Here is a 26,897-nt window from a genome sequence, read left to right on the forward strand (position 1 = left end):
ACGGGGAGCACGACATGGCGACGACTTCAAGCGGAACCGCGGTTTCCATGAGCAATACGCCGCAGGCAACGAACGACGTGTTTACGTCGGCTCAGACGGGGCTCACGGACAATACGCTCACCACCGTTTACCTGAACGTGATGGCGAACGACCTCGGCGGGGCGGCCAAGACGCTCTACTCGCTCGACTCCGGCACCGAAACCACCGTCGCGCTCGAACAAACCGCGTTGCTGACGCAGGATACGAGCCGCGCGGAATCGGTGAGCGCGGATTTCAGCGCGCACGGCGCGCACATCTGGATCACGTCGGACGGCAAGGTCGGGTATGACGCGAGCCACCTCGACGCATCGTGGCTGTCGAACAGCTTCAATACGCTCGGTTACGCGCAGGACAGCTTCACGTACGCGATCCGGCTGGGCAACGGTACGCTGAGTTGGGCAACGGCCTATGTCGATATTGCGCCGCCCGCCCCTGTCGTCGCGCTGGCGCACGACATGGGGATCTCGGCCACCGACGGCATCACATCGGACGGTACGCTGTCGGTCGGCGGGGTGGCGCACGGCGCGACCGTTCAGTACAGCACCGACAACGGCGCGCACTGGAACACGAGTTTCAGCGCGGTCGAAGGAACGAATACCGTGCTGGTGCGGCAGATCGATGTGACCGGCAACGCGTCGTGCGTGTGTTCGTGCTCGTTCACGCTGGATACGACGGCCGGGACAGCACCTGGGGTGGCGCTGGCGGTCGATTCAGGCAGCAGTGTCAGCGATCACATCACCAACGTCGGCACCTTGAATGTCACTGGCGTCGAAACGGGTGCCACGGTGCAGTACAGCGTCGATGGCGGTTCGCATTGGAACACGAGCTTCAGCGCGGTTGAAGGGTTGAACAACGTGCAGGTCCGGCAGGTCGATGTCGCGGGCAATACGTCGTCGGCTGCGGCGATCAGTTTCACGCTCGATACGTCGGCTGCGGCGCCCAACGTCGCGCTGACGACCGACTCCGGTAGTAGCGCTACCGATCACGTCAGCAATGTCGGGACGCTCAATGTCACTGGCGTCGAAACGGGTGCCACGGTGCAGTACAGCGTCGATGGCGGATCGCATTGGAACACGAGCTTCAGCGCGGTCGAAGGACTGAACAACGTGCAAGTCCGCCAGATCGATGTCGCGGGCAATACGTCGTCGGCTACGTCGTTCGGTTTCACACTCGATACGTCGGCTGCTGCGCCCGGTGTTGCGCTCGTGACCGACTCCGGTAGTAGCGCTACCGATCATGTCACCAATGTCGGGACGCTCAATGTGACCGGTGTCGAGGCAGGTGCGACCGTGCAGTACAGCATCGACGGAGGTTCGCATTGGAACACGAGCTTCAGCGCCGTCGAAGGACTAAACAACGTGCAGGTTCGCCAGGTCGATGTTGCAGGCAATACGTCGTCGGCTACGTCGTTCAGCTTCACGCTCGATACGTCGGCCGCTGCGCCCGGTGTTGGGCTGACGACCGACTCCGGTAGCAACGCGACCGATCACGTCACCAATGTCGGTACGTTGAATCTCACCGGTGTCGAAACCGGCGCCACGGTCGAATATTCGATCGATGGCGGTCATACCTGGAACACCAGTTTCAGCGCCGTTGAAGGCGTGAACGACGTGCAGGTTCGGCAGGTCGATGTCGCAGGCAATACGTCGTCGGCTACGTCGATCAGTTTCACACTCGATACGTCGGCCGCTGCGCCCGGTGTCGCGCTCACGACCGACTCCGGTAGCAACGCGACCGATCACATCACCAATGTCGGTACGTTGAATCTCACCGGTGTCGAAACCGGCGCCACGGTCGAATATTCGATCGATGGCGGCCATACCTGGAACACCAGCTTCAACGCCGTTGAAGGTGTGAACGACGTACAGGTTCGGCAAACCGATATCGCAGGCAACACCTCGTCGGCTACGTCGTTCAGCTTCACGCTCGATACGTCGGCCGCCGCACCCAGCGTTGCGTTGACCACCGACTCCGGCAACAACGCCACCGACCACATCACCAATGTCGGTACATTAAATCTCACCGGTGTTGAAGCCGGCGCGACCGTCGAATACTCGATCGATGGCGGCCATACGTGGAATACCAGCTTCAGCGCGGTTGAAGGCCTGAACGACGTACAGGTTCGGCAGACCGATATCGCGGGCAACACCTCGTCAGCCATGTCGTTCGGCTTCACGCTCGATACCTCGGCGGCGGCACCCAGCGTTGCGCTGACGACCGATTCCGGCAGCAACTCTACCGATCACATCACCAACGTCGGCACCTTGAATCTCACCGGTGTCGAAGCCGGCGCCACCGTCGAATATTCGATCGATGGCGGCCATACCTGGAACACCAGCTTCAGCGCGGTTGAAGGCGTGAACGACGTACAGGTCCGGCAGACCGATATCGCGGGCAACACCTCGTCGGCTACGTCGTTCAGCTTCACGCTCGATACGTCGGCCGCTGCACCCGGTGTTGCGCTCACGGCCGATTCCGGTAGCAACGCCACCGACCACATCACCAATGTCGGCACGTTGAATCTCACCGGTGTCGAAACCGGCGCCACCGTCGAGTATTCGATCGATGGCGGCCATACCTGGAACACTAGCTTCAGCGCCGTTGAAGGCGTGAACGACGTGCAGGTTCGGCAGGTCGATGTCGCAGGCAATACGTCGTCGGCTACGTCGATCAGTTTCACGCTCGATACGTCGGCCGCTGCGCCCGGTGTCGCGCTCACGACCGACTCCGGTAGCAACGCCACCGACCATATCACCAATATCGGCACGTTGAATCTCACCGGTGTCGAAACCGGCGCCACGGTCGAATATTCGATCGATGGCGGCCATACCTGGAACACCAGTTTCAACGCCGTTGAAGGCGTGAACGACGTGCAGGTTCGGCAGGTCGATGTCGCAGGCAATACGTCATCGGCTACGTCGATCAGTTTCACACTCGATACGTCGGCCGCTGCGCCCGGTGTCGCGCTCACGACCGACTCCGGTAGCAACGCGACCGACCACATCACCAATGTCGGCACGTTGAATCTCACCGGTGTCGAAACCGGCGCCACGGTCGAATATTCGATCGACGGCGGTCATACGTGGAACAGCAGCTTCAACGCCGTCGAAGGCGTGAACGATGTACAGGTTCGGCAAACCGATGTCGCAGGCAATACCTCGTCGGCTACGTCGTTCAGCTTCACCCTCGATACGTCGGCCGCTGCACCCGGTGTTGCGCTCACGGCCGACTCCGGTAGCAACGCGACCGACCACATCACCAATATCGGCACGTTGAATCTCACCGGTGTCGAAACCGGCGCCACGGTCGAATATTCGATCGATGGCGGCCATACCTGGAACACCAGCTTCAGCGCCGTTGAAGGTGTGAACGACGTACAGGTTCGGCAAACCGATATCGCAGGCAACACCTCGTCGGCTACGTCGTTCAGCTTCACCCTCGATACGTCGGCCGCTGCACTCGGTGTTGCGCTCACGGCCGATTCCGGTAGCAACGCCACCGACCACATCACCAATATCGGCACGTTGAATCTCACCGGTGTCGAAACCGGCGCCACGGTCGAATATTCGATCGATGGCGGCCATACCTGGAACACCAGCTTCAGCGCGGTTGAAGGCGTGAACGACGTACAGGTTCGGCAAACCGATATCGCAGGCAACACCTCGTCGGCTACGTCGTTCAGCTTCACCCTCGATACGTCGGCCGCTGCACCCGGTGTTGCGCTCACGGCCGATTCCGGTAGCAACGCCACCGACCACATCACCAATGTCGGCACGTTGAATCTCACCGGTGTCGAAACCGGCGCCACCGTCGAGTATTCGATCGATGGCGGCCATACCTGGAACACTAGCTTCAGCGCCGTTGAAGGCGTGAACGATGTACAGGTTCGGCAAACCGATATCGCAGGCAACACCTCGTCGGCTACGTCGTTCAGCTTCACGCTCGATACGTCGGCCGCTGCGCCCGGTGTTGCGCTCACGGCCGATTCCGGTAGCAACGCCACCGACCACATCACTAACATCGGCACACTCAACGTGTCAGGAGTTGAGACCGGCGCCACCGTCGAATACTCGATCGATGGCGGTCATACGTGGAACGCTAGTTTCAGCGCCGTCGAAGGCGTGAACGATGTACAGGTCCGGCAAACCGATATCGCGGGCAACACCTCGTCGGCTACGTCGTTCAGCTTCACACTCGATACCTCGGCCGCTGCACCCAGCGTTGCGCTCACGACCGACTCCGGCAGCAGCGCCACCGACCACATCACCAATGTCGGCACGTTGAATCTCACCGGTGTCGAAGCCGGCGCAGTTGTCGAATACTCGATCGACGGCGGCCATACGTGGAACACCAGCTTCAACGCCGTTGAAGGCGTGAACGATGTACAGGTTCGGCAAACCGACGTCGCAGGCAACACGTCGGATCCGACGTCGTTCAGCTTCACGCTCGATACCTCGGCCGCTGCACCCAGCGTTGCGCTCACGACCGATTCCGGTAGCAGCGCCACCGACCACATCACCAATGTCGGTACATTGAATCTCACCGGTGTCGAAACCGGCGCCACCGTCGAGTATTCGATCGATGGCGGCCATACCTGGAACACCAGCTTCAGCGCGGTTGAAGGCGTGAACGACGTACAGATCCGGCAAACCGATGTCGCAGGCAACACCTCGTCGGCTACGTCGTTCAGTTTCACCCTCGATACCTCGGCCGCCGCACCCAGTGTTGCATTGACGGCCGACTCCGGTAGCAGCGCCACCGATCACATCACCAACGTCGGTACGTTGAATCTCACCGATGTCGAAACCGGCGCCACCGTCGAATACTCGACCGACGGCGGCCATACGTGGAATACCAGCTTCAGCGCGGTTGAAGGCCTGAACGACGTACAGGTTCGGCAGACCGATGTCGCAGGCAACACCTCGTCGGCTACGTCGTTCAGTTTCACCCTCGATACCTCGGCCGCCGCACCCAGTGTTGCATTGACGGCCGACTCCGGTAGCAGCGCCACCGATCACATCACCAATGTCGGTACGTTGAATCTCACCGGTGTCGAAACCGGCGCCACGGTCGAATATTCGATCGACGGCGGTCATACCTGGAACACCAGTTTCAACGCCGTTGAAGGCGTGAACGACGTGCAGGTTCGGCAGGTCGATGTCGCAGGCAACACGTCGGATCCGACTTCGTTCAGCTTCACCCTCGATACCTCGGCCGCTGCACCCAGTGTTGCATTGACGGCCGACTCCGGTAGCAGCCCCACCGATCACATCACCAACGTCGGCACCTTGAATCTTACCGGTGTCGAAACGGGCGCCACCGTCGAATACTCGACCGACGGCGGTCACACCTGGAATACCAGCTTCAGCGCGGTCGAAGGCCTGAACGACGTACAGGTCCGGCAAACCGATATCGCGGGCAACACCTCGTCGGCTACGTCGTTCAGCTTCACACTCGATACCTCGGCTGCTGCACCCGGTGTTGCGCTCACGGCCGACTCCGGTAGCAGCGCCACTGACCACATCACCAATGTCGGCACGTTGAATCTCACCGGTGTCGAAGCCGGCGCAGTTGTCGAATACTCGATCGACGGCGGCCATACGTGGAACACCAGCTTCAACGCCGTTGAAGGCGTGAACGACGTACAGGTTCGGCAGACTGATATCGCGGGCAACACCGCGGATCCGACGTCGTTCAGCTTCACGCTCGATACCTCGACCGCTGCACCCAGCGTTGCGCTCACGACCGATTCCGGCAGCAGCCCCACCGATCACATCACCAATGTCGGTACATTGAATCTCACCGGCGTCGAAACCGGCGCGACCGTCGAATATTCGATCGATGGCGGTCATACCTGGAACACCAGCTTCAGCGCCGTCGAAGGCCTGAACGATGTACAGGTTCGGCAAACCGATGTCGCAGGCAACACCTCGTCGGCTACGTCGTTCAGTTTCACCCTCGATACGTCGGCGGCTGCGCCCAGCGTTGCGCTCACGACCGACTCCGGCAACGCCACCGATCACATCACCAATGTCGGCACATTGAATCTCACGGGCGTTGAAGCCGGCGCAGTTGTCGAATACTCGACCGACGGCGGTCATACGTGGAACAGCAGCTTCAACGCCGTCGAAGGCGTGAACGATGTACAGGTTCGGCAAACCGATGTCGCGGGCAACACCTCGGATCCGACGTCGTTCAGCTTCACGCTCGATACCTCCGCCGCTGCACCCAGCGTTGCGCTCACGACCGATTCCGGCAGTAGCGCCACCGACCACATCACCAACGTCGGCACCTTGAATCTCACCGGTGTTGAAGCCGGCGCGACCGTCGAATATTCGATCGATGGCGGTCATACCTGGAACACGAGCTTCAACGCCGTTGAAGGCATGAACGATGTACAGGTCCGACAAACCGATATCGCGGGCAACACGTCGTCGGCCACCTCGTTCAGCTTCACGCTCGACACCTCGGCGGCTGCACCCAGCGTTGCGCTGACCACCGACTCCGGTAGCAGTACTAGCGATCACATCACCAACGTCGGAACGCTCAATGTAACCGGTGTCGAGACAGGTGCGACCGTGCAGTACAGCGTCGACAACGGTTCGCATTGGGGCACGAGCTTCAGCGCCGTCGAAGGGTTGAACAACGTGCAGGTCCGGCAGATCGACGTCGCCGGCAACACCTCGTCGGCGACGTCGTTCAGTTTCACGCTCGATACGTCAGCCGCTGCCCCGAGCGTCGCGTTGACGACCGACTCCGGCAGCAGCGTCACCGACCACATCACCAACGTCGGCACGCTCAATGTCGCTGGCGTCGAAACGGGGGCCACGGTGCAGTACAGCGTCGATGGCGGTTCGCATTGGAACACGAGCTTCAGCGCCGTCGAAGGGTTGAACAACGTGCAGGTCCGGCAGATCGACGTCGCCGGCAACACCTCGTCGGCGACGTCGTTCAGTTTCACGCTCGATACGTCAGCCGCTGCCCCGAGCGTCGCGTTGACGACCGACTCCGGCAGCAGCGTCACCGACCACATCACCAACGTCGGCACGCTCAATGTCGCTGGCGTCGAAACGGGGGCCACGGTGCAGTACAGCGTCGATGGCGGTTCGCATTGGAACACCAGCTTCAGCGCGGTTGAAGGGTTGAACAATGTGCAGGTCCGGCAGGTCGATGTCGCGGGCAACACGTCGTCGGCTACGTCGTTCAGTTTCACACTCGATACGTCGGCCGCTGCCCCGAGCGTTGCGCTGACCACCGACTCCGGCAGCAGCGCCACCGATCACATCACCAACGTCGGCACGCTCAACGTCACCGGCATCGAAACCGGCGCCACCGTGCAATACAGCATCGACAACGGCGCACACTGGAACACCACATTCAGCGCCGTCGACGGCGTGAACAACGTGCAAGTCCGCCAGACCGATGTCGCAGGCAACACCTCGTCGGCGACGTCGTTCAGTTTCACGCTCGATACGTCAGCCGCTGCACCCAGTGTCGCGCTGACGACCGACTCCGGCAGCAGCGCCACCGACCACATCACTAAGATCGGTACGCTCAACGTGACCGGTGTCGATGCAGGTGCGACCGTGCAGTACAGCATCGACGGCGGTTCGCATTGGAACACGAGCTTCAGCGCCGTCGAAGGACTGAACAACGTACAGGTTCGGCAGATCGACGTCGCGGGCAACACATCGTCGGCCACGTCGTTCAGCTTCACGCTCGACACGTCGGCCGCTGCCCCCAGCGTTGCGCTGACCACCGACTCCGGCAGCAGCGCCACCGACCACATCACCAACGTCGGCACGCTCAACGTCACCGGCATCGAAACCGGCGCCACCGTGCAATACAGCATCGACAACGGCGCACACTGGAACACCACATTCAGCGCCGTCGAAGGCGTGAACAACGTGCAAGTCCGTCAGATCGACGTCGCGGGCAATATCTCGAACGCCACCAGCTTAAGCTTCACGCTCGACACCACCGCGCCGTCGACGCTGTCATGGCAATACACGAACAGCAGCCACACGCTGACCGCCACCACCGACACGTCCGGCGTATGGAAAGTCCTGGTCCACGACAACACGCACAGTGGCGATTACACCGCAACGCAACAAACCGCCGGAACCTGGACCGTCGCGCAAACGGGCCTCAACAATGACTCCCTCACCGTGACCGAGTGGGACACCGCGGGCAACTCGCTCTCGTTGACGCAGAAGGCGCCCGCCGGGGTCGCCGGATCCGAGATCAACCTGGCGCTCGCCGATCCGTCCGGCCACGCGTCCGATCTCGCGGTGACGATCGCCGGCATCCCGTCCGGCTGGACGCTGAATGCCGGCACCGACCTCGGCAACGGCGCATGGGTCGTGCCGACGAACGACCTCGGCGCGCTCACCGTCACGCCGCCCACCTCCTTCACCGGCGCCACCGTGCTCACGGTGACCGAAACCTGGACCGCCGCCGACGGCAGTCACGCAACCGCCACGATCGCGGACAACGTCGAAGCGTACGCGGCCAACGCGCCGATCTTCGCATGGTCGGGCGACGACCAGCTGACGGGATCCGCCGGCCACGACCTGTTCGTCCTCTCGCAGCCGATCGGCAACGACACGCTGCACACGTTCGACCTCGCCGCCGACAAGATCGATCTCGTGGGCTTCACGGGCATCGCAAGCTTCAGCGACGTCCAGGCGCACCTGGCAGACGACGCCAACGGCAATGCGGTGCTCACGCTGGGCGACGGCGCCACCATCACGGTGACGGGCGTTCATTCGGCCGACCTCACCAGCGGCAACTTCGTGTTCGACCAGGAACCGGTGATGCAAAACGCCGGCATCATAACCGTGAACGACGGCGCGATGCTGCCGATCGGCGGGACCGTGGAGAACACGGGCACGATCGCACTCGGCTCGACCGGCGACATCACCCGGTTCGAAATCCTCGCGAAAAGCACGACGCTGGAAGGCGGCGGGCACGTGACGCTGTCCGACGACAGCCACAACGTGGTGTTCGGCAGCACGCCGGATGCAACGCTCGTGAACGTCGACAACACCATCGCGGGCGCCGGCCAGCTCGGCGCCGGCCAACTGACGCTCGTCAACGAAGGAACGATCGTCGCCGACGGCGCCAACGCGCTCGTCATCGACACGGGCACGCACGCCGTCGCCAACGCCGGCACGCTCGAGGCGACGGGCAGCGGCGGCCTCGTGATCGAAAGCGCGGTGACCAATACGGGCAACCTGTGGGCCAACAACGGCAACCTGACGATCCACGGCGACGTAACGGGCGCCGGCAGCGCGACGATCAGCGGCGCCGCAACGCTGGAGTTCGGCGGCGCGTCCGCGGAAAACACGACGTTCGCCGATGGCGCTGCGGGGACGCTCAAGCTGGATCACTCCGCCGGCTTCACCGGTACGGTCAGCGGCTTCGGCGCCGGCGACTCGCTCGACCTGACCGACGTTCTGTTCGGCGATCACACGACGCTGAGCTTCACGGCCAACGGCGCGGGAACGGGCGGCACGCTGACGGTCAGCGACGGCGTCCACACCGCGCAGGTCGCGCTTCAGGGCGATCTGTCGGGCGGCAGCTTCCAGCTCGCGCACGATCAGGGCAGCGGCACCGTGGTCACTTACGTCCCGCCGCCGCTGCCGCACGTTCAGGACGTTTGAGCCGATCATGAACAAGAACCGTCCTCTGCTTGCCGTGCTCGCACTCGCGTCGGCGCTCGCGGGCACCGCCGCGCCCGCCGCCGCGCAAAGCCTGCAGGAGGCGGTCGAGCAGGCGATCCGGACCAACCCCGAGGTCCTTGCCACGACCTACAACCGCGAAGCGGCGGATCAGGGCCTGAAGCAGGCGCGGGCCGGCTACCTGCCCCGCGTGGACGTCGACGCATCGATCGGCAAGGAGCAGCGCGACGACGTCGAAACGCGTCTGCTCGGGCTGAACCGAACGACGTTCACGCACCGGACGGCCAACGTGACGTTGTCGCAAATGCTGTTCGACGGTTTCGCGGTCAGGAGCGAAGTGGCGCGGCAACGGGCACGCATCGACTCATCCGCGAATCGCGTCGCGTCCACGTCGGAGGATGTGGCGCTACGCGTGGTGGGCGCGTACCTGGAAGTCCTGCGGCGCCAGGAAACGGTCGCCGCCGCCACCGACAATCTGGAGTCCCACCGCCGGATCCACGATCAGATCAAGCTGCGCAGCGACCGCGGCGTCGGCCGGCGCGCCGACCTTTACCAGGCGGAAAGCCGGCTGGCGCTCGCCGAGGACAACTTGCGGTCCGAGCAAAGCAACCTGAAAGACGCCGAAGTGGCCTACGCGCGGCTGGTGGGCGTGCCGCCTGATGTGCTCGTCAAGCCGGTCGCGCCGGAGGCCGCGCTTCCGCCGACGGAACGACTCGCACTGGATACGGCGCTGGCAAGCCACCCGTCCCTCGCGGTCGCCGATGCGGACGTCGCCCAGGCCAATGCGCAATATGACGTGGCGAAGGCCGCACTATGGCCGCGCCTCGACCTGGAGCTCAGCGCGAGCCACGACCGCGACGGCGTGCTCGGTCCGACGAACGACCGTCGCGTAATGCTGCGGCTGCGCTACAACCTGTTCCAGGGCGGCGCCGACAAGGCGCGAATCGGCGAAGCGCATGCGCAGATCCGGGAAGCCGAGGAAGACCGCAACCGCACGCGCCTCGAGATCGCGGAAAGCGAGTCGCACGCCTACAACGCGTACGTCACCGCACGTGATCGCCTGGTCGTGCTCAAGCAGTACGTCGATTCCAGCGCGTCGACGCGCGAAGCGTACCTGTTGCAGTTCGGCATCGGTCAACGTTCGCTGCTCGACCTGCTCAACGCCGAGAACGAGTATTACAGTGCCCGCGTCGATTACATCAGCGGTCAGTATGCGGAAGTGGCGAGCGCGTACCGCGTGTTCGCAGGGATGGGGCAGCTGCTCGACACGCTTCACGTCGCGCGGCCGGCGCAGGCATGGGGCGCGGGCGCCGTGCAGCCGGCAATGGCCTTCGACCGGCGCGCATCCGATCCCGGCAAATGACACGACCCCGGGTTCGGCATTCCGCCCCCGGGGCCCCTGTCGTCGTCGAAGCAGCCTGAGGCGTCGGGCATTATTCGCAGGCCCGACGCCCGCGACGGTCAATGCACTTCGCGTCGCATCAGAACCGATACCCTGCGCCCACCACCGCACCGAAGTCCGACCGCGTGTTGCCCGTCACCGACGCCTTGACGGCCCAGCGATTGCTCTCCGTCACGTACGAATAGCCGGCCGCGAACGCGATTGCGCGTCGCACCGAGCCTGCCTCCATTCCCGTCGTTTCGACACGCTCCGTCGTGCTGTCGCGGCCCTGCCAGCCAAGACATGCTTTATCGCCGGACCTGTCGCGCACGAGTCGGTGCGCGTCGGCCTGCGACCCGCGGGCGTGCATCGCGATGTGAGACCCTTTTCATGTCATCCGTCGTATGACAACACTATTAAATAGTAGGAATCCATCGCTTTGCACACCTGAAAAGCCTCCATCCCGGCAGCCGACGACGATCATATCTCGCAAACGTATCAATCGTCATTTTATCGCCCATTATTAGCATATTAATAAACAAAATCATTACAATCGGCATCCGAAAAATATGTCGTGTCGTGACGAACAGGTCATCGAAAAAGCCGATCCTTCCAGTACAATCCGCGTCGTCATGCGATGACTGATTTCACGTGGGCGCTGCCTCATTTCAACCGGGTCCCGTCAAGGAAGGAACGAACGCAACATGAACGACTCGCGGCTTCGACTTGAATCCGGTGTGCACATTTCCCGGCGCACGTTCCTTTACAGCATCGGCGCGCTCGCGCTTTCCGCATGCGGCGGCACGGGGGCAAGCGAAAGCGCCGCCGGCACCGCGGTCGCCGCGGCCGGCAACCGTGCGCTCGCGCGCATGGCGACCGGCACCCCGGCCATTGCCACGAACGAAGCGTTCGCGCATCCGGGCCTGCTGCACACGCAAGCGGATTTCGACCGGATCGCGCAGAAGGTGGCGGCCGCCGCGTCGCCCTGGCTGGAAGGCTGGAACACGCTGATCGCGAACAGTCATGCGCAGCTGACGTGGTCGCCGCGCCCGCAGGCCGTCGTCACGCGCGGCGGCACCGGCGCGCAGAACTACCCGGTGCTGTACAAGGACATCGCGGCCGCCTACGCATGCGCGCTGCGCTGGAAGATCTCGGGCAATACCGCAGTTGCGTATGCGAACAAGGCCGTGCAGATCATGAACGCGTGGTCGTCGACGCTGCAGAACCTCGCCGGCGACTCGAACGTCGATCTCGCGGCCGGCATCTACGGCTACGAATTCGCGAACGCGGGCGAAATCATGCGCACTTATCCCGGCTGGGCCGCGGCCGACTTCGCCGCGTTCCAGGCGATGATGGCCGACAAGTTCTACCCGATCAACGCCGACTTCCTGACTCGCCACAACGGCACGGACATCACGCACTACTGGGCGAACTGGGATCTGTGCAACATCGCATCGATGATGGCGATCGGCGTGCTGTGCGACGACCACGCGAAGTTCGACGCAGCCGTCAACTACTTCATCGACGGGCCGGGCAACGGCGCGATCGCGCAGGCGGTCTACTACCTGCATCCCGGCCATCTCGGCCAATGGCAGGAGTCCGGCCGCGACCAGGGGCACAACACGCTCGGCATCGCGCTCGGCGGCACGATCTGCGAAATGGCGTGGAACCAGGGCATCGACCTGTACGGCCACGACAACAACCGTTTTCTCGCGGGTGCCGAATACGTCGCGAAGGCGAACCTCGTGCAGCCGGACGGCACGTTCCTCCCGGTGCCGTACGTGCCGTACGCGAACGTCGACGTGACGCAAGCGCAGTTCTCGACCGCCAGCCAGGGGACGATCCGTCCGTGCTGGGCGCTCGTCTACAACCACTACGTGAACCGCAAGGGGCTGGCCGCGCCGTGGTCCGAGAAGTTCGCCCGCGCGATCCAGCCCGAGGGCGGCGGCGGCAACTACGGCGAAGCGAGCGGCGGCTACGATCAGCTCGGCTACGGCATGCTGACCTGCACGCGCGACCCCGTTGCGCCCGCAACCGCACCGAGCGGGCTGACCGCGTGGCCGGCCGCCGGGCAGGTCGTGCTGTCGTGGTGGGGTGTCGCAAACGCAGCGAGCTATGACGTGAAACGTGCGTCCGTCCCTGGCGGTCCGTATACGACCGTCGCAAGCGGCATCGTCGATCCGTTGACGTACACCGACAGCCCGGCGTCAGGCGTGTGGTACTACGTGATCAGCGCGCGCAACGCCGCGGGCGAATCCGCGAATTCGCCGGAACTCGCCGCATCGACGGCGCTGCAACTGCATACGCTGCTGTCGTTCGACGAGACAAGCGGCACGAGCGCCGCGGACGCGAGCGGCACCGGCCATGCGGGCACGCTCGCCGGCGGCGCATCGCGCGTCACGGGCAAGCTCGGCAATGCGGTGTCGCTCGACGGCTTGACCGGCTACGTCGCACTGCCGAACGACATCGTCGCCGATGTGTCGGATTTCACGATCGCGGCGTGGGTCAACTGGCGCGGCGGGCAGACGTGGGCCCGCATCTTCGATTTCGGTTCGGGCACCGGGCGCTATCTGTTCGTCACGCCGAAGAGCTCACGCGGGACGATGCGCTTCGCGATCACGACCAACGGCGGACATGGCGAGCGCGTAGTCGACGGCAGCACCGCACTGCCGGCCGGGCAATGGGCGCACGTCGCGGTCACGCTGTCGGCCGCGACCGCGACGCTCTATCTGAACGGCGCCGCGATCGGCTCGGCAAGCGACGTCATCTTCGCGCCATGGCGCGTCGGGAGAACCGCGCAGAACTGGATCGGACGTTCGCAGTATCCGGGCGATCCGTTCTTCAACGGCATGATCGACGAATTCCGCATTCATCGCGGCGCGCTGACGGCCGAGCAGGTAAAGGCGCTCGCGCAGGGCGCGTGATGGGCGCCGGCGTGCATGGGTTCAGCGGCGGCGCCCGATATCGCGACGAGTGCCGCAGCATCCCGCGGCGTCACTCGTCGCGATAATCAAGGATTTTTCGCGCGCCGTGTGCATGGGCTCACGCCGGTCAATCGCGTGAAAGTCGGCGTGAAGTGATTTCGATCGGCGAAACCGCCTGCCTCCGGGATCACGCTCAGCGGCAGGTACCGAAGTAACGCTGCGCCAGAGCAACCCAATACCGGACCCCGGCCGGAATGATGTCGTCGTTGAAATCGTATTTCGGGTGATGCAGCGCCGGGGCGGCCGCTCCGCCCGGCGCATTGCCGATCAGCACGTACGCGCCGGGGCGCTCCTCCAGCATGAAGCCGAAATCTTCGGAGGTCATGTTCGGCGGCACGTCGCGGTACAGGCGTTCATCGCCGAACGTGTCGCGAATCACCGCTTCGCAGAGCGCCGTCTCGGCCGGCGTGTTGACCGTCGCGGGGTAGTACTGAAAGAACTCGACGTCGACCTGCGCGCCATAGGCGCCGGCCAGCCCCTCGCACATGAGCTGGATATCGCGCTGCAGCTGTTGCTGCAGTGTCGACGACAGCGTGCGGATCGTCCCGCGCAGCTCGGCGCTGTCCGGAATGACGTTGTCCGTCGTTCCCGCATGGAACATGCAGACGGAAATGACGGCGGGATCCACCGGATCCTTGTGCCGCGCGGCGATGGTCTGGCATTGCAGCACCATCGAACAGGCGAGCGGCACGGGATCGATGCCCAGATGCGGCTGGGCCGCATGCGCGCCTTTGCCGGTTACCGTGATCCTGAACCGCGAGCCCGCGGCCATGATCGGCCCGGTGCGCAACCCGAAATGCCCGGCAGGCAAACCCGGCCAGTTGTGCATGCCGAATACCGCTTCCGTCGGATATTGCTCGAACAGCCCGTCGTCGATCATCTTGCGCGCGCCCGCGCCGCCCTCTTCTCCGGGCTGAAACACGAAATGAACCGTGCCCGGCAGCTGCGGCAAGTCCTTCAGCACGCGCGCGGCTCCAAGCAACATGACGGTATGGCCGTCGTGCCCGCACGCGTGCATGATCCCGTGCGCGCACGACGCATGCGCGAAGTCATTCGCTTCGTGAATCGGCAACGCATCCAGATCGGCGCGCAGCACGATTCCCCGGCCCGGATCCGCACCGGGCAGGCTCGCGACGACGCCCGTGCCGCCCAGACCGCGCGACACCGCATAGCCGAGCGCTTCGAGCTCGCGGGCCACGACGTCGGCTGTCCTGTGTTCTTCGAATCGCAATTCGGGATGCGCATGCAGGTCGCGCCGCAATCTCGCCCAGTGCGCGTGATGCGCGCGCAGCGACGCTTCGGGGATGACGGGGTTTTCCAATTTCGGCACCTTCGGAAAATAGACGGCTTCCATTCGACACGGCCGCCGCGTTCGCGCGCGGCAACTGCGTCAGTCGTAGAAGCCCACGATCGACTTGACCTCCATATACTCTTCCATCCCTTCGATCCCGTACTCGCGGCCGTTGCCCGACTGCTTGTACCCGCCGAACGGCGCCTGCGGGTCCCAAGCCGGGTAGTTCAGATGCACCTGGCCCGACCGGATGCGCGCGGCCACCGCGCGCGCGCGTTCCTTGTCGGTGCCCTGCACATGCGCGCCGAGCCCATAGACGGTATCGTTCGCGATCGCAACGGCTTCGTCGACGGTGTCGTAAGGCAGGATCGCGAGGACCGGACCGAAGATCTCCTGCTGCGCGATCGTCATGTCGGTGCGAACGTCGGAAAAGATCGTCGGCCGCACATAAAAACCGCGATCCAAACCGGCGGGCCGTTCGGGCCCGCCAGCGATGAGCTTCGCCCGTTCGTCGATGCCTGCATCGATCATCTGCCCGACCCGGCCGAACTGCGCGCGATTGGCCAGCGGCCCATGCGTCGTCGCCTCGGCGAACGGATCGCCGACGATCATCTGCTCCATTGCCGCGACGGCCAGCTCCTCTACCGCGCCGAGCACGCTGCGCGGCACGATCATTCGGGTCGGCGCGCTGCACGACTGGCCCATGTTCCGGAACGCGGCGGCCACGCCCGGCGCGATCGCGCGCGACAGGTCCGCATCGGGCAGCACGATGTTCGGCGACTTGCCGCCGAGCTCCTGCGCGACGCGCTTGACGGTCGGCGCCGCCGCCTGCGCAACCAGCACGCCGGCACGCGTCGACCCGGTGATCGACACCATGTCGACCTGCGGGTGCGACGAAAGCGCGGCGCCCACTTCCTCACCACTGCCGCTCACCAGGTTGAATACGCCCGCGGGCACGCCCGCATCGGCGATCACTTCGGCAAACAGCAACGCGCTGAGCGGCGACAGCTCGCTCGGTTTCAGCACCACCGTGCAGCCCGCCGCGAGCGCCGGGCCGACCTTCGCCGTGATCTGATAGATCGGCCAGTTCCACGGCGTGATCAGCGCGCATACGCCGATCGGCTCGCGCGCGATCGCGGTCGTCCCGCGCTGCTTCAGGAACGGATAACTGGCCAGATTGTCGCGCGCGACCCGGATATGTTCGGCCGCGAGCGGCACATGGGCGCCGCGTGCATAGCTGATCGGCGCGCCCATCTCCAGCGCGAGCGCCGTGGCGAACTGCTCGGCGCGCTCCAGCATCAACGCATGCACGCGGTCGAGCAGCGCGGCGCGTTGCTGCGGCGACGTCGCGGCCCAGCGTTCGAAAGCGTTGCGCGCGGCCTGCACCGCGCGGTCGGCGTCGCGCGCGCTCCCGAGCGGGATGTCGCACAGCGTTTCTTCGGTGGACGGGCAAACGACCGCGAACCGGTCGCCGCCGTCGGGCAAGACCCAGTCGCCGTCGATGAAGAAGCGATCCAGCCTGCCGGCTTCCATCAGGTGACGAACCGGTGAATTGTCGGGTGAATTCATTTCAGGGTGTCCTTGCATACCATGCGCCGACGAACGGCGGAAACCATCGCTTGCCGAAGCGGCCGTGAAGCACCGCGGCCATCCGCCATCGCAGGATCGGCCGGCTTCCTTCGTTCGACGGTCCGGACCCACACGAGTCCGGAGTCCGGAGTCCGGAGTCCGCCGCCATCGTCCGCGAAATGGCTTCAAAACTAGAAATCGGCAACCTTGCCCCATGCGGAATCGACGAACCGGCCCGGCCGATACGGTACCGGGTCCACGATCGGCTCCGCGCCCGTGGCGAGATCCGCGATCAGGTGACCGGCACCGGGGCCGATGCCGAAGCCGTGCCCGGAAAAACCTGCCGCCAGGATCAATCCCGGCACGCCCGGCACTTCGCCGATACCCGGCACGCCGTCCGGCGTGCTGTCGACGTACCCGGCCCATGCGTGCGTGATCGTCGCTTCGCGAAGTTCGGGCAGCAGTTCGACCGCACGGCGGTATGTTTCGGCGACCGTCGGCATGTCGGGCTTCGGATCCAGAATGCGTACCGCCTCCATCGGCGTCGGCGCATCGAGGCGCCAGCGCTTCAGCGTTTCATGGCCGCCGCGCACCCCTTCGAGGCCGCCCGGCAGAAGATTGCGCCAGCGCTTCGCGAACATCGGCACGAATTGCGGCGCGAAGCGCAGGAACTGCGGCGTCAGGTCCACGCGCGCGCGGCCGCTGATCGCCAGCGCGTAGCGTCCGTCGCAGCGGCGCGTCACGGACACGCCGGACGTATACAGCGCATCCGGCAGCGGATGCTCGACGGGCGACACGCTCAGGATCGACTGACGGATCGACGCCTGCGGAAAACGGATACCGAGCTGGCGGCAGAACGACGACGCCCACGCACCGCCCGCGAGCACGACCGTCCGGGTCTTGATGACGCCCGCCTCCGTGACGACGGCGCTGACGCGCCCGCCCTCGAGTTCGATCCCGCGCGCGGCGCAGTGCTGGTGAACGCTGCCGCCGAGCTTCATCAGTGCGGCGGCCACGGCCGGCGCGGCCTTGCCCGGATCGGCCGTGCCGTCGCTCGGCGAGAACACGCCGCCTTTCCACGACCGACCGGTCGCATGCCCGCGCTCGCCGGCTTGCTTGCTGTCGAGCATGTACGTCGTCACGCCGGCGGTCTTCGCGAAGTCGCCCCAGCTGGCCCAGCGCGACAGCTCGGCCTCGTCATTGCTCAGATACAGCAGCCCGCAGCGATGAAAGCCCGTGTCCTCGCCGGTTTCGGCGGCGAATCGTTCCCACAGATCGATGCTCTTGCTCGCCATCGGCAGCTCGCGCGCGTCGCGGTTCTGCTGCCGGCACCAGCCCCAGTTGCGGCTCGACTGCTCGGCGCCGATTCGGCCCTTCTCGACCAGCGCGACCGACATCCCGCGCCGGGCGAGGTAGTAGGCGGTGAAGACGCCGATGATGCCACCGCCGATCACGACGACGTCGGCCGAAGCCGGCGGCGTGGGCGAAGTTTCTATATGGCGCAGCGGAGGGGACATGTTCAGTCTCGGTCGGTGGATGCTTGGACGTTTTGCACAACGTAGAACTTCGCCACGCGTTCGCTGCTTTCCCACCCGATCGATGCACCGCGCGGCACGAACAGCGCGTCGCCGGCGCCGAGCGACAGCACGCTGCCGTCGGGCGCGGCGAACCGTACGCTGCCGTCCAGCAGCAACATGAACTCGTTCACGCGATGCGGGCGAATGATGCGGTGATAGGGCGTCGAATCCCACGTGCCCGCGCAGCACTCGGCACCGTCGTCGAGGAACACGTTGTCGCTGCGGCATTGCGGCGCGGGCCCGAGCAGCACCTCCGCGGGCAGCGTCGACGACGGCTTGAAGTCCGCGTCGGCGCGCAACGGAAAGAGGCCCTGCTTCGTCGGTCTCGTGCACGCGGCGGCGCAGAACGTCAACAGCACGGGCGCTTGCGCCGTGATGCGAAGCGCGGTGCCGCCGCCGATCACCACCCCCTCGCGCGGGCCGAGCACCAGCGGCGCGGCCCCGGCCGCTTCGAGTGTCAGCTCGCCTTCGACGACCACGAGGGTCTCGATGTGCGGAAAGCTCGCCACGTCGAGCTCGCCGACGAAGCCGATACGCCCCGCGGCCATCGCGTCGGGCCCTTCCCACGCAATTTCCCGATGTGGCGCGAAGGGATCGTTCTCGCCGAACGCCCGCTTGCGGAACGCGGTTGAAGAAAGTGTGCCGTCGGCACGATGCAACACGAAAGCTGCAGTCATTCCTGCTCCTGTGCAATGCGCGGCGGCCTGGTCGAAACCCGTCGCGCGATATCGGAAATCGTCGTTCACCGGCATCGAGCCGGAAACCCGCGGGCGGCACGCCGCCCGCGCTTGGCGCCTACGCGGCGTGACACGACACGTCGCGGCGTTCGGCGCGCGGGCGCGTCGACGACGTTCGCGCCGGCGCGCCGCCCGGCCGCGTGTGCACGTAGTCGCGCGGCGTGATCCCGAGCACCCGCCGGAAATGCCGGCACAGATGGCTCTGATCGAAAAAACCGACGTCGGTCGCGACGACCGACGGTGCGAGACCGGCGCGCAGCAAGTCCTGCGCACGCCGCACACGCACGAGGCACAGATACCGGTGCGGCGACAACCCGGTTTCGCTGCGAAAGCGCGCGGTGAAGCGCGACACGCTCAACCCGGCCACAGCCGCGAGCGTGTCGAGGTTCAGCGGCTGCGCGAACGACGCGTCGATCGTGCGCAGCACGTCGCCGATCGCGGTCGATACGGGCCGCGCGACACGAGGCGTGCGGGGCGTCACGCCCTCGAGCGGATCGTGGAACGGGATGGCCATGATCTCCGTCCTCATGCCGCCGCCTGCACGATAGCGGCCGGCGCGGCGAAGCCCACGATCGGAGACGGCTCGATCGACGTATCGGCCGCGCGAGCGGCGAGCGAACAAACAAAGCGCACTTTCATATCGAATCCTCCGGAGCGCTGGCTTCAGTGCAGGAAGTCCTGCATCCGGTAATACGCGCCGACGATCGGCAGGAACCACGCGTGCCCGAAATGGCCGGGTATGGCCGGCCAGTCGAGCTCGCGCCACGGATTCGACGCGGCCGCGCCGTACAGCACGTCGGCCATCACGCGGCCCATGTGCACGGACATCTGCACGCCGTGGCCGCTGTAGCCCATCGAGTAATAGAGTCCGTCGTGCTGGCCCGCGCGCGGCAGCCGGTCGGCGGTGATGTCGACCAGCCCGCCCCAGCAGAAATCGAGCCGCACCTTGGCCAGCTCGGGGAAATAGTCGGCCATGCCGGCGCGCAGGATGTCGCCGCTTTTCGCGTCGGAGTGCGGGCTCGACATCGCGAAGCGCGCGCGGCCGCCGAACAGCAGCCGGTTGTCGGGCGTCACGCGGAAGTAGTTGCCGATCTGGCGCGACGTCACGTAGGCACGGCGATGCGGGAACAGGCGGTTCAACTGCGCGTCGGGCAGCGGCTCGGTGACGACGATGAAGCTGCCGACCGGCGCGATGCGCCGCCGGAACCACGCGAACGGCCCGTGCTGCGATGCGCCGGTCGCGACCAGCACGCGATCGGCGACGATCGTGCCGCGCGAGGTGGTGAGCGTGTGGCGCTCGCCGTCGAGCCGCTCGAGCTGCGTGACCGCCGCATGCTCGTAGACGCGGGCGCCCGCCTGCACGGCTGCGTGCGCGAGCCCGACGCCGAACTTGCCCATGTGCATCTGCGCGCCATTGCGCTGCAACAGGCCGCCGTGGAAACCGTCGGAGCCGACTTCATCGCGGATCCGCGACGGCTCGATCAATTCGATGTCCGGATCGACGTCGTGCCGCAACGCGTCGAAGGTCTTGGCGAGCCCCGCGAAATGCTGCGGCTTCGCGGCGAGCTTCAGCTTGCCCGCACGCCGGAAGTCGCAGTCGATCGCGTGCTCGGCGACGATCGTCTCGACGCTCTTCACCGCGCTTTCGTACGCGCGATAGAACCGTTTCGCCTGCTCGACACCGATTCGCGCGGCAAGCGACGCATAGTCCTGCGCGACGCCGGTATTGCACTGGCCGCCGTTGCGGCCCGACGCTTCGCCCGCGACCTGCGCGGCTTCGAGCACGACCACCGATACGCCGCGCTGCGCGAGCGCGAGCGCCGCCGACAACCCGGTGAAGCCGCCACCGATCACGACCACGTCCGCGCGCCCTTCGACGGGCCCTTCGCTGCCGGCGCGAAACGCGGGGCGAGTATCCAGCCAGTACGATTCCAGTTTCATCGGATCCTTCTTTTGCATTCCGGCGACGGCACGCAACGGCCGTTCATTGCAAGTTATTTAATCACCGTCAAAAAGCGCAGTTGCCGCGTATTCGCGCGCGGCGCGCGTACAAATCTCCGTTTTGCGCGACCGCCGCAGCAGACTATGCGGGACGTCCGCTGCCGCGGCCCGCGCGCTACAGACGCACCGGCTGCGCCGGCGCGACGTCGGCCTGCCCCGGCTCCGCCTGGAAGCGCGCGAGGTCTTCCTCGCTGCGATGGCACAGCACCTGCGCGCCGTTCTCGAGCGTGCGCAGCGCGGGGGCGGTCCGGTTGCATACGCCGTCCACCCGCATCGCGCAGCGCGACAGGAACGGACACAGCTCGGCATCGTCGGCGCTCGCGCCGATCGGCACCAGCGGCCGGTGGCAACGCTCGGCCGCATCGTCGAGCCAGCCCGCGCGCAGCTCCGGCGCGGACGACACGAGCAGGTGCGAATACGGGTGATAAGGCGGCGCGCACAGCGCATCTCGGCTGCCCGTCTCGACACGACGGCCCGCATACAGCACGACGATGTCGTCGCTGATCGCGCGCACTTTCGCGATGTCGTGCGTGATGAACACATACGACACACCGAGCTTCGCCTGCAGGTCGCGCAGCAAATCCATGATCGCGGCACCGACCACGGTGTCGAGCGCCGACGTCACCTCGTCGCACAGGATCAGGTCGGGCTCGGCCGCGAGCGCACGCGCCAGGTTCACGCGCTGCTTCTGTCCGCCGGACAGCTCGCCGGTGCGCCGCGCGGCCACCGCCTGCGGCAGCCGCACGAGTTCGAGCAGTTCCGCGACGCGCTGCCGCGCACGCGCGCCCTTGATCCCGTGATAGAACGCGAGCGGCCGCGCGAGCGTGCGCTCGACGGTATGCACCGGATTGAGCGCGGTATCGGCGTTCTGGAACACGATCTGCACGCGGCGGTGCTGCTCCTTGGTGCGCTTGCCGATGTCGAGCGCGAGCGGCTCGCCGTCGAGCAGGATCTGTCCGCCCGTCGCGGGCACGAGACCCGCGATCACCTTCGCGAGCGTCGTCTTGCCGGAGCCCGACTCGCCGATCACGCCGACCGTCTGCCCGCGCCCGATGCGCAGGTCCACTTCGTGCAGGATCACCTTCGCGGGCCAGCCCGTCGCGGTACGACCGCCGTAGCCGGCGATCGCGCCGCGCACGTCGAGCAGCGGCGCCGGTGCGGCGCGCGCCGCCTTGGCGTCGCGTTCGGCATCGGCCGGCGTGACGGCCGCGATCAGGCTTTGCGTATACGGGTGCGCTGGCGCATGCAGGATCTGTTCGGTATCGCCCGACTCGCGGATCACGCCGTCGCTCAGCACGACGATCCGGTCGGCCATCTGCGCGACCACCGCCAGATCGTGCGACACGTACACCGCACTCATCCCGTAGCGCCGGATCACGCTCTTGAACGCCTGCAGCACGTCGATCTGCGTGGTCACGTCGAGCGCGGTGGTGGGCTCGTCGAGGATCACCAGCTCCGGATCGGTGATCAGCGCCATCGCGGCCATCAGCCGCTGCAGCTGGCCGCCCGACACCTGGTGCGGATAGCGCTTGCCGATCGTTTCCGGCTCGGGCAGCGCGAGCGCGCGGAACAGCTCGACCGCCTTCGCCTGCGCGTCGCGCTTCGACAGCGTCTTGTGGATCAGCGCGCTCTCGATCACCTGGTCGAGGATCGTGCGCGACGGGTTGAACGCGGCGGCCGCGCTCTGCGCGATATACGCGACGCGGCGGCCGCGCAATGCGGTCAGCGCCTGCGCGGACAGCGCGCACACGTCCGTGCCGCCGATCTTCACCGAGCCGCCGGCGATCCGGCAACCGGCGCGCGCATGCCCCATCAGCGACAGCGCGATCGTCGTCTTGCCCGAGCCGGACTCGCCGATCAGCGCGAGCACCTCGCCGCGCCCGATGTCGAAGTCGACGTCGTGAACGATCGTCGTTTCCGCGCCACCCGGACGGCCGCCGACCACGCGCAGCCCGCGTACCTCGACGAGCGGAGTCGATTCATCTCGCATCAGTGTTCTCCCGCGGCCGCGGCCGCGCCCTTACGGCGGCCGCGATGCGGCAGGCCGTCGATCAACAGGTTGACGCCCACCGTCAGGATCGCGATCGCGACCGCGGGCATGATCGCGACGGCCGAGCCGTCGCCGAGGCTGGCGATGTTCTCGCGCACGAGCGAGCCGAGGTCCGCATACGGCGGCTGCACGCCGAGCCCGAGAAAGCTCAGGCCGCTCAGCAGCAGCACGACGAACGTGAAGCGCAGCCCGGTATCCGCGAGCATCGGGTGAATCATGTTCGGCAGCATCTCGACGCAGGCGATGTACAGCGCGCTCTCGCCGCGTGCACGCGCGACCTGCACGAATTCGAGCGTGCTGATGTTGACCGCCAGCGCGCGCGCGATCCGGTACGAGCCGGGCATGTAACTGACCGCGGCGGTGAGGACCAGCAGCGGCAGCGACGAGCCGAACGCGGCGACGAACATCAGCGCGAACATCTTCGACGGAATCGACGTGAGCGCGTCGAGCAGCCGGCTCATCGTCTCGTCGACCGCGCGGCCCGACACGGTCGCGAGCAGCCCGAGCGTCGTGCCGGTCAGCGCGGCGAGCAGCACCGCGGCCAGCGCGAGCAGCACGGTCAGCCGCGTGCCGTACAGGATCCGGCTCAGCATGTCGCGGCCGAGGAAGTCGGAGCCGAACGGCAGTTTCGCGCCGAACGGCGCGAACACGTCCGTCGTGACGATCGCGCCGACGTCGTGCGGCGCGAGCAGCGGCGCGAACACGGCGACGAACAGCATCAGGGCGACCATCGACAGGCCGACGCGGCCGCCTGTCGTCAGTTGCACGCGGAGGGCGCGGCGCTTGCGCGGCTGGTCGGGGGCCGGCGCGGCGGGCGGCGGCGCGCCGCCCCACGGTGGTTGCTGATCGCCTGACGGCGGCAGCGCACTGCTGCGTTGTACGGGTTCGGTCGGGTGCATGGTGGGCATCTCGTAAGGAAGACGGGGCGCTCAGGTCCGCAGTCGCGGGTTCGACACGATCGAGCACAGGTCGGCGAACAGCACGAGCGTCAGGTAGGCGACGCAGAAGATCAGCGTGCACGCCTGGACCAGCGGGAAATCGCGGTTGCTGACGGCGTCGACCATCAGGCTCGCCAGACCCGGATAGTTGAAGATCGTCTCGACGACGATCACGCCGCCGAGCAGATACGACAGGCTCAACGCGATCGCATTGGCGATCGGGCCGATCGCGTTCGGCAGCGCATGGCGCAGCACGACGCGTGCGGGACTCGCGCCCTTCAACACGGCCATCTCGACATACGATGCGCTCAACTGCTCGATCACCGCGGCGCGCGTCATGCGTGCCATCTGCGCGATCACGACCGCGCACAGCGTCAGCACCGGCATCGCATATGCACGCAGGAAATCGTGCAGGCTTTCGATCGGGCCGCTGTACGACAGCGCGGACAGCCAGCGCAATTTCACCGCGAACAAGAGCACGGCGACCGTCGCGATCAGGAATTCCGGCGTCGCGACGAGCGACAGCGTGCCGAGGCTGATCGCGCGATCGACCACCGACTCGCGCTTGACGGCCGCGAGGATGCCGAGCAGCAGCGCGATCGGCACCGACACGGCGGTCGTGATCGCCGCGAGCGTGAGCGATTTCGGCAGGCGTGTGCCGATCATCTCGGACACCGGCATGTCGCCGGACAGCGACCGACCGAAATCGCCGTGCAACAGCCCGGCGAGCCAGTGCACGTAACGCACGTGCGCCGGCATGTCGAGACCGAACTGCTGGCGCAGCGCGGCGACCGTCTCCGGTGTCGCCGACTGGCCGAGGGCGGCCTGCGCGGCGTCGCCCGGCAGCAGATTCGTAATGGTGAAGATGATCGCGGACACGATCAGCAACGTCAGCGCGGTGACCGCGATGCGTCGGCCGATCAGGCCGATGAGAATTCGGTTCATGAAGCGACACTCCCGAAAAGGCCGCGCGCGGCCGGCGCGGTGACCCGCACCGGCCGCATGGCGGCCGCCAGCCACAACGTCATGCGTTCCACCACACGTTCTCGGCGAACATGAAGCCCATCATCCCGCCGGTCGGGATCGAACCGAGACCGGCGAGCCGCTTGTCATAGCCGTCGAGGAAGCTGATGAAGGCCGGAATGCCGACGCGGCCCTGTTGCGACACGATCACCTGCATGTCGCCGTACATCTGCTTGCGCTTCGCGTCGTCGGTTTCCGAACGCGCGGCGAGCAGCAGCTGGTCGAACTTCGCGTTCTTCCAGCCCGACTCGTTCCACGACGCATCCGACTTGAAGAACTGCGTGAACAGCACGTCGGCGCTCGAGCGCGGGTTGATGTTGCCGAAGGTGAGCGGGTGCTTCATCCAGTGGTTCGACCAGTAGCCATCGGGCGACGCGCGGTTGACCTGCAGGTTCAGCCCGATCTTCTGGCCGGCCTGCTGCAGCAGCACGGCCATTTCGATCGAGCCGTTCGCGTCGGACGTCGCATAGATCGGCGGCAGTGTGGCGCCCAGCGCGCCCGCCTTCTGGAACAGGAATTTCGCCTTGTCCGGATCGTGCGGCCGCTGCGGCAGCGACGCGTTGAAGTAGCGATGCCCCGGCGGAATCGGCTGGTCGTTGCCGATCACCGAGTAGCCGCGGAACACCGCCGAGCGGATCTGCTCGCGATCGAACAGGTACTTCATCCCTTCGACGAAATCGGGGTTCGCGACGAGCGGGTTGTCGCTGCGCATGATCAGGTCGGTATAGAGCCCCGACTTGGTTTCCTTCAGCGCGTAGCCCGGCGTCGACGCAACCCGCTGCGTCGAGCGCGGATCGATCGCGTTGATCAGGTGCACGTCGCCCGACAGCAGCGCGTTCAGGCGCGCGGCGCTGTCGCTGATGCCGATCAGCTCGATCTCGTCGAGATACGGCCTGCCCGGCTTGAAGTAGCTGTCGTTGCGCACGCCGACGGTCGACACGCCCGGCTTGAACGATTTCAGCTTGTAAGGGCCGCAGCCGATGGCGGTCGCGAAGTCGGTCGTGCCGTCCTTGACGATCACGAGCTGCGGCGTCGCGAGGATCACCGGCAGGTCGGCGTTCGCGCTGGCGAGCGTGAGCGTGACTTCGTCCGGGCCGCTCGCCTTCGCATCGGCGAACTGGTCGGCGAGCGGCTTGACCTTCGACGCGGTGGCCGGGTTCTTGTGGCGCATCAGCGAAAACACCACGTCGGCCGGGCCGACCGATTTCCCGTCGTGGAACGTGACGCCCTTGCGCAGCTTGATGACCCACGTCTTCGCGTCGGTCGTATGCAGCGACTCGGCCAGATTCATCTGCGGCGTGAGGCTTTGATCCAGCTGCGTGAGGCCGCTGTAGAACATGAAGAAGCGGATGTAGTCGGCACCCGTCGAGCCCTTGGCCGGATCGAGCGTATCGGCCGTCGAACTCGATTCGTTCGCGACCCGGATCTTGCCGCCGCGCTTGGCGGCCGGTGCTGCGAATGCGGATTGCATGCCGGTCAGCAGCCCGCCGCCGCCGACGGCCATCATGCCGCTCGCCGCCATGACCCGCATCATGTCGCGGCGCGTGATGCCGCCCTTGCCGCCGTTGTCGATATCGTCGCTCATCCGAACTGCTCCTGACTGTGGAAAGTGGGGTCTGGGGTC

General features: G+C 65.8%; 13 protein-coding genes and 1 pseudogene. 3 read left to right on the forward strand and 11 right to left on the reverse strand.

All coding sequences use genetic code 11. The features are described from left to right. Positions 1-47: 47 nt before the first annotated feature. Positions 48-9,704 carry an Ig-like domain-containing protein gene (locus tag AC1Z3W_RS18050; RefSeq protein WP_483508149.1) on the forward strand — a complete coding sequence of 3,219 codons (9,657 nt, stop codon included), beginning with the start codon at positions 48-50 and terminating at the stop codon, positions 9,702-9,704. A 7-nt stretch (positions 9,705-9,711) separates the two neighbouring features. Next, positions 9,712-11,085, forward strand: coding sequence for a TolC family outer membrane protein (locus AC1Z3W_RS18055; RefSeq protein ID WP_483508150.1), 1,374 nt, complete (start codon positions 9,712-9,714; stop codon positions 11,083-11,085). A gap of 118 nt (positions 11,086-11,203) precedes the next feature. Here AC1Z3W_RS18055 and AC1Z3W_RS18060 read toward each other — a convergent pair. Then, positions 11,204-11,320 (reverse strand): annotated as a pseudogene (locus AC1Z3W_RS18060) (YadA-like family protein); the annotation flags it as partial. Between the two features lie 487 nt (positions 11,321-11,807). Here AC1Z3W_RS18060 and AC1Z3W_RS18065 point away from each other — a divergent pair. Then, on the forward strand, positions 11,808-14,027 hold the full coding sequence (locus AC1Z3W_RS18065) for a LamG-like jellyroll fold domain-containing protein (RefSeq protein ID WP_483508151.1): 2,220 nt from the start codon (positions 11,808-11,810) through the stop codon (positions 14,025-14,027). Between the two features lie 193 nt (positions 14,028-14,220). Here AC1Z3W_RS18065 and AC1Z3W_RS18070 read toward each other — a convergent pair whose 3' ends face one another. From AC1Z3W_RS18070 to AC1Z3W_RS18115, 10 genes are all read right to left on the reverse strand, one after another. Continuing rightward, positions 14,221-15,408 carry a M20 aminoacylase family protein gene (locus AC1Z3W_RS18070; protein WP_057927433.1) on the reverse strand — a complete coding sequence of 396 codons (1,188 nt, stop codon included), beginning with the start codon at positions 15,406-15,408 and terminating at the stop codon, positions 14,221-14,223. Between the two features lie 69 nt (positions 15,409-15,477). Continuing rightward, entirely contained in the window at positions 15,478-16,947 is a 1,470-nt protein-coding gene (locus AC1Z3W_RS18075; protein ID WP_057927351.1) for an aldehyde dehydrogenase family protein, read from the reverse strand. Positions 16,948-17,138: 191 nt separating this feature from the next. Further along, a complete protein-coding gene (locus AC1Z3W_RS18080; RefSeq protein WP_057927352.1) occupies positions 17,139-18,464 on the reverse strand; it encodes an NAD(P)/FAD-dependent oxidoreductase in 1,326 nt (441 codons plus the stop codon). A 2-nt stretch (positions 18,465-18,466) separates the two neighbouring features. Then, positions 18,467-19,201 (reverse strand): cupin domain-containing protein, encoded by a 735-nt coding sequence (locus tag AC1Z3W_RS18085; RefSeq protein WP_057927353.1) that lies wholly within the window; start codon positions 19,199-19,201, stop codon positions 18,467-18,469. Positions 19,202-19,319: 118 nt separating this feature from the next. Next, positions 19,320-19,775, reverse strand: a complete 456-nt coding sequence (locus AC1Z3W_RS18090; protein ID WP_124835036.1) for a helix-turn-helix domain-containing protein — start codon at positions 19,773-19,775, stop codon at positions 19,320-19,322. 149 nt (positions 19,776-19,924) lie between these two features. Beyond that, complete coding sequence (locus tag AC1Z3W_RS18095) at positions 19,925-21,202, reverse strand: NAD(P)/FAD-dependent oxidoreductase (RefSeq protein ID WP_483508152.1); 1,278 nt, start codon at positions 21,200-21,202, stop codon at positions 19,925-19,927. Positions 21,203-21,377: 175 nt separating this feature from the next. Beyond that, complete coding sequence (locus AC1Z3W_RS18100) at positions 21,378-23,252, reverse strand: ABC transporter ATP-binding protein (RefSeq protein ID WP_057927354.1); 1,875 nt, start codon at positions 23,250-23,252, stop codon at positions 21,378-21,380. After that, on the reverse strand, positions 23,252-24,211 hold the full coding sequence (locus AC1Z3W_RS18105; RefSeq protein ID WP_057927355.1) for an ABC transporter permease: 960 nt from the start codon (positions 24,209-24,211) through the stop codon (positions 23,252-23,254). Before AC1Z3W_RS18105 ends, AC1Z3W_RS18100 begins: the two co-directional genes overlap by 1 nt. A 30-nt stretch (positions 24,212-24,241) precedes the next feature. After that, positions 24,242-25,195 (reverse strand): ABC transporter permease, encoded by a 954-nt coding sequence (locus tag AC1Z3W_RS18110; protein ID WP_057927356.1) that lies wholly within the window; start codon positions 25,193-25,195, stop codon positions 24,242-24,244. Between the two features lie 79 nt (positions 25,196-25,274). After that, positions 25,275-26,858: an ABC transporter substrate-binding protein gene (locus tag AC1Z3W_RS18115; RefSeq protein WP_057927357.1), complete on the reverse strand. Its 1,584-nt coding sequence runs from the start codon at positions 26,856-26,858 to the stop codon at positions 25,275-25,277. Positions 26,859-26,897 lie beyond the last annotated feature (39 nt).

Source organism: Burkholderia sp. 10_S31, assembly GCF_056930375.1.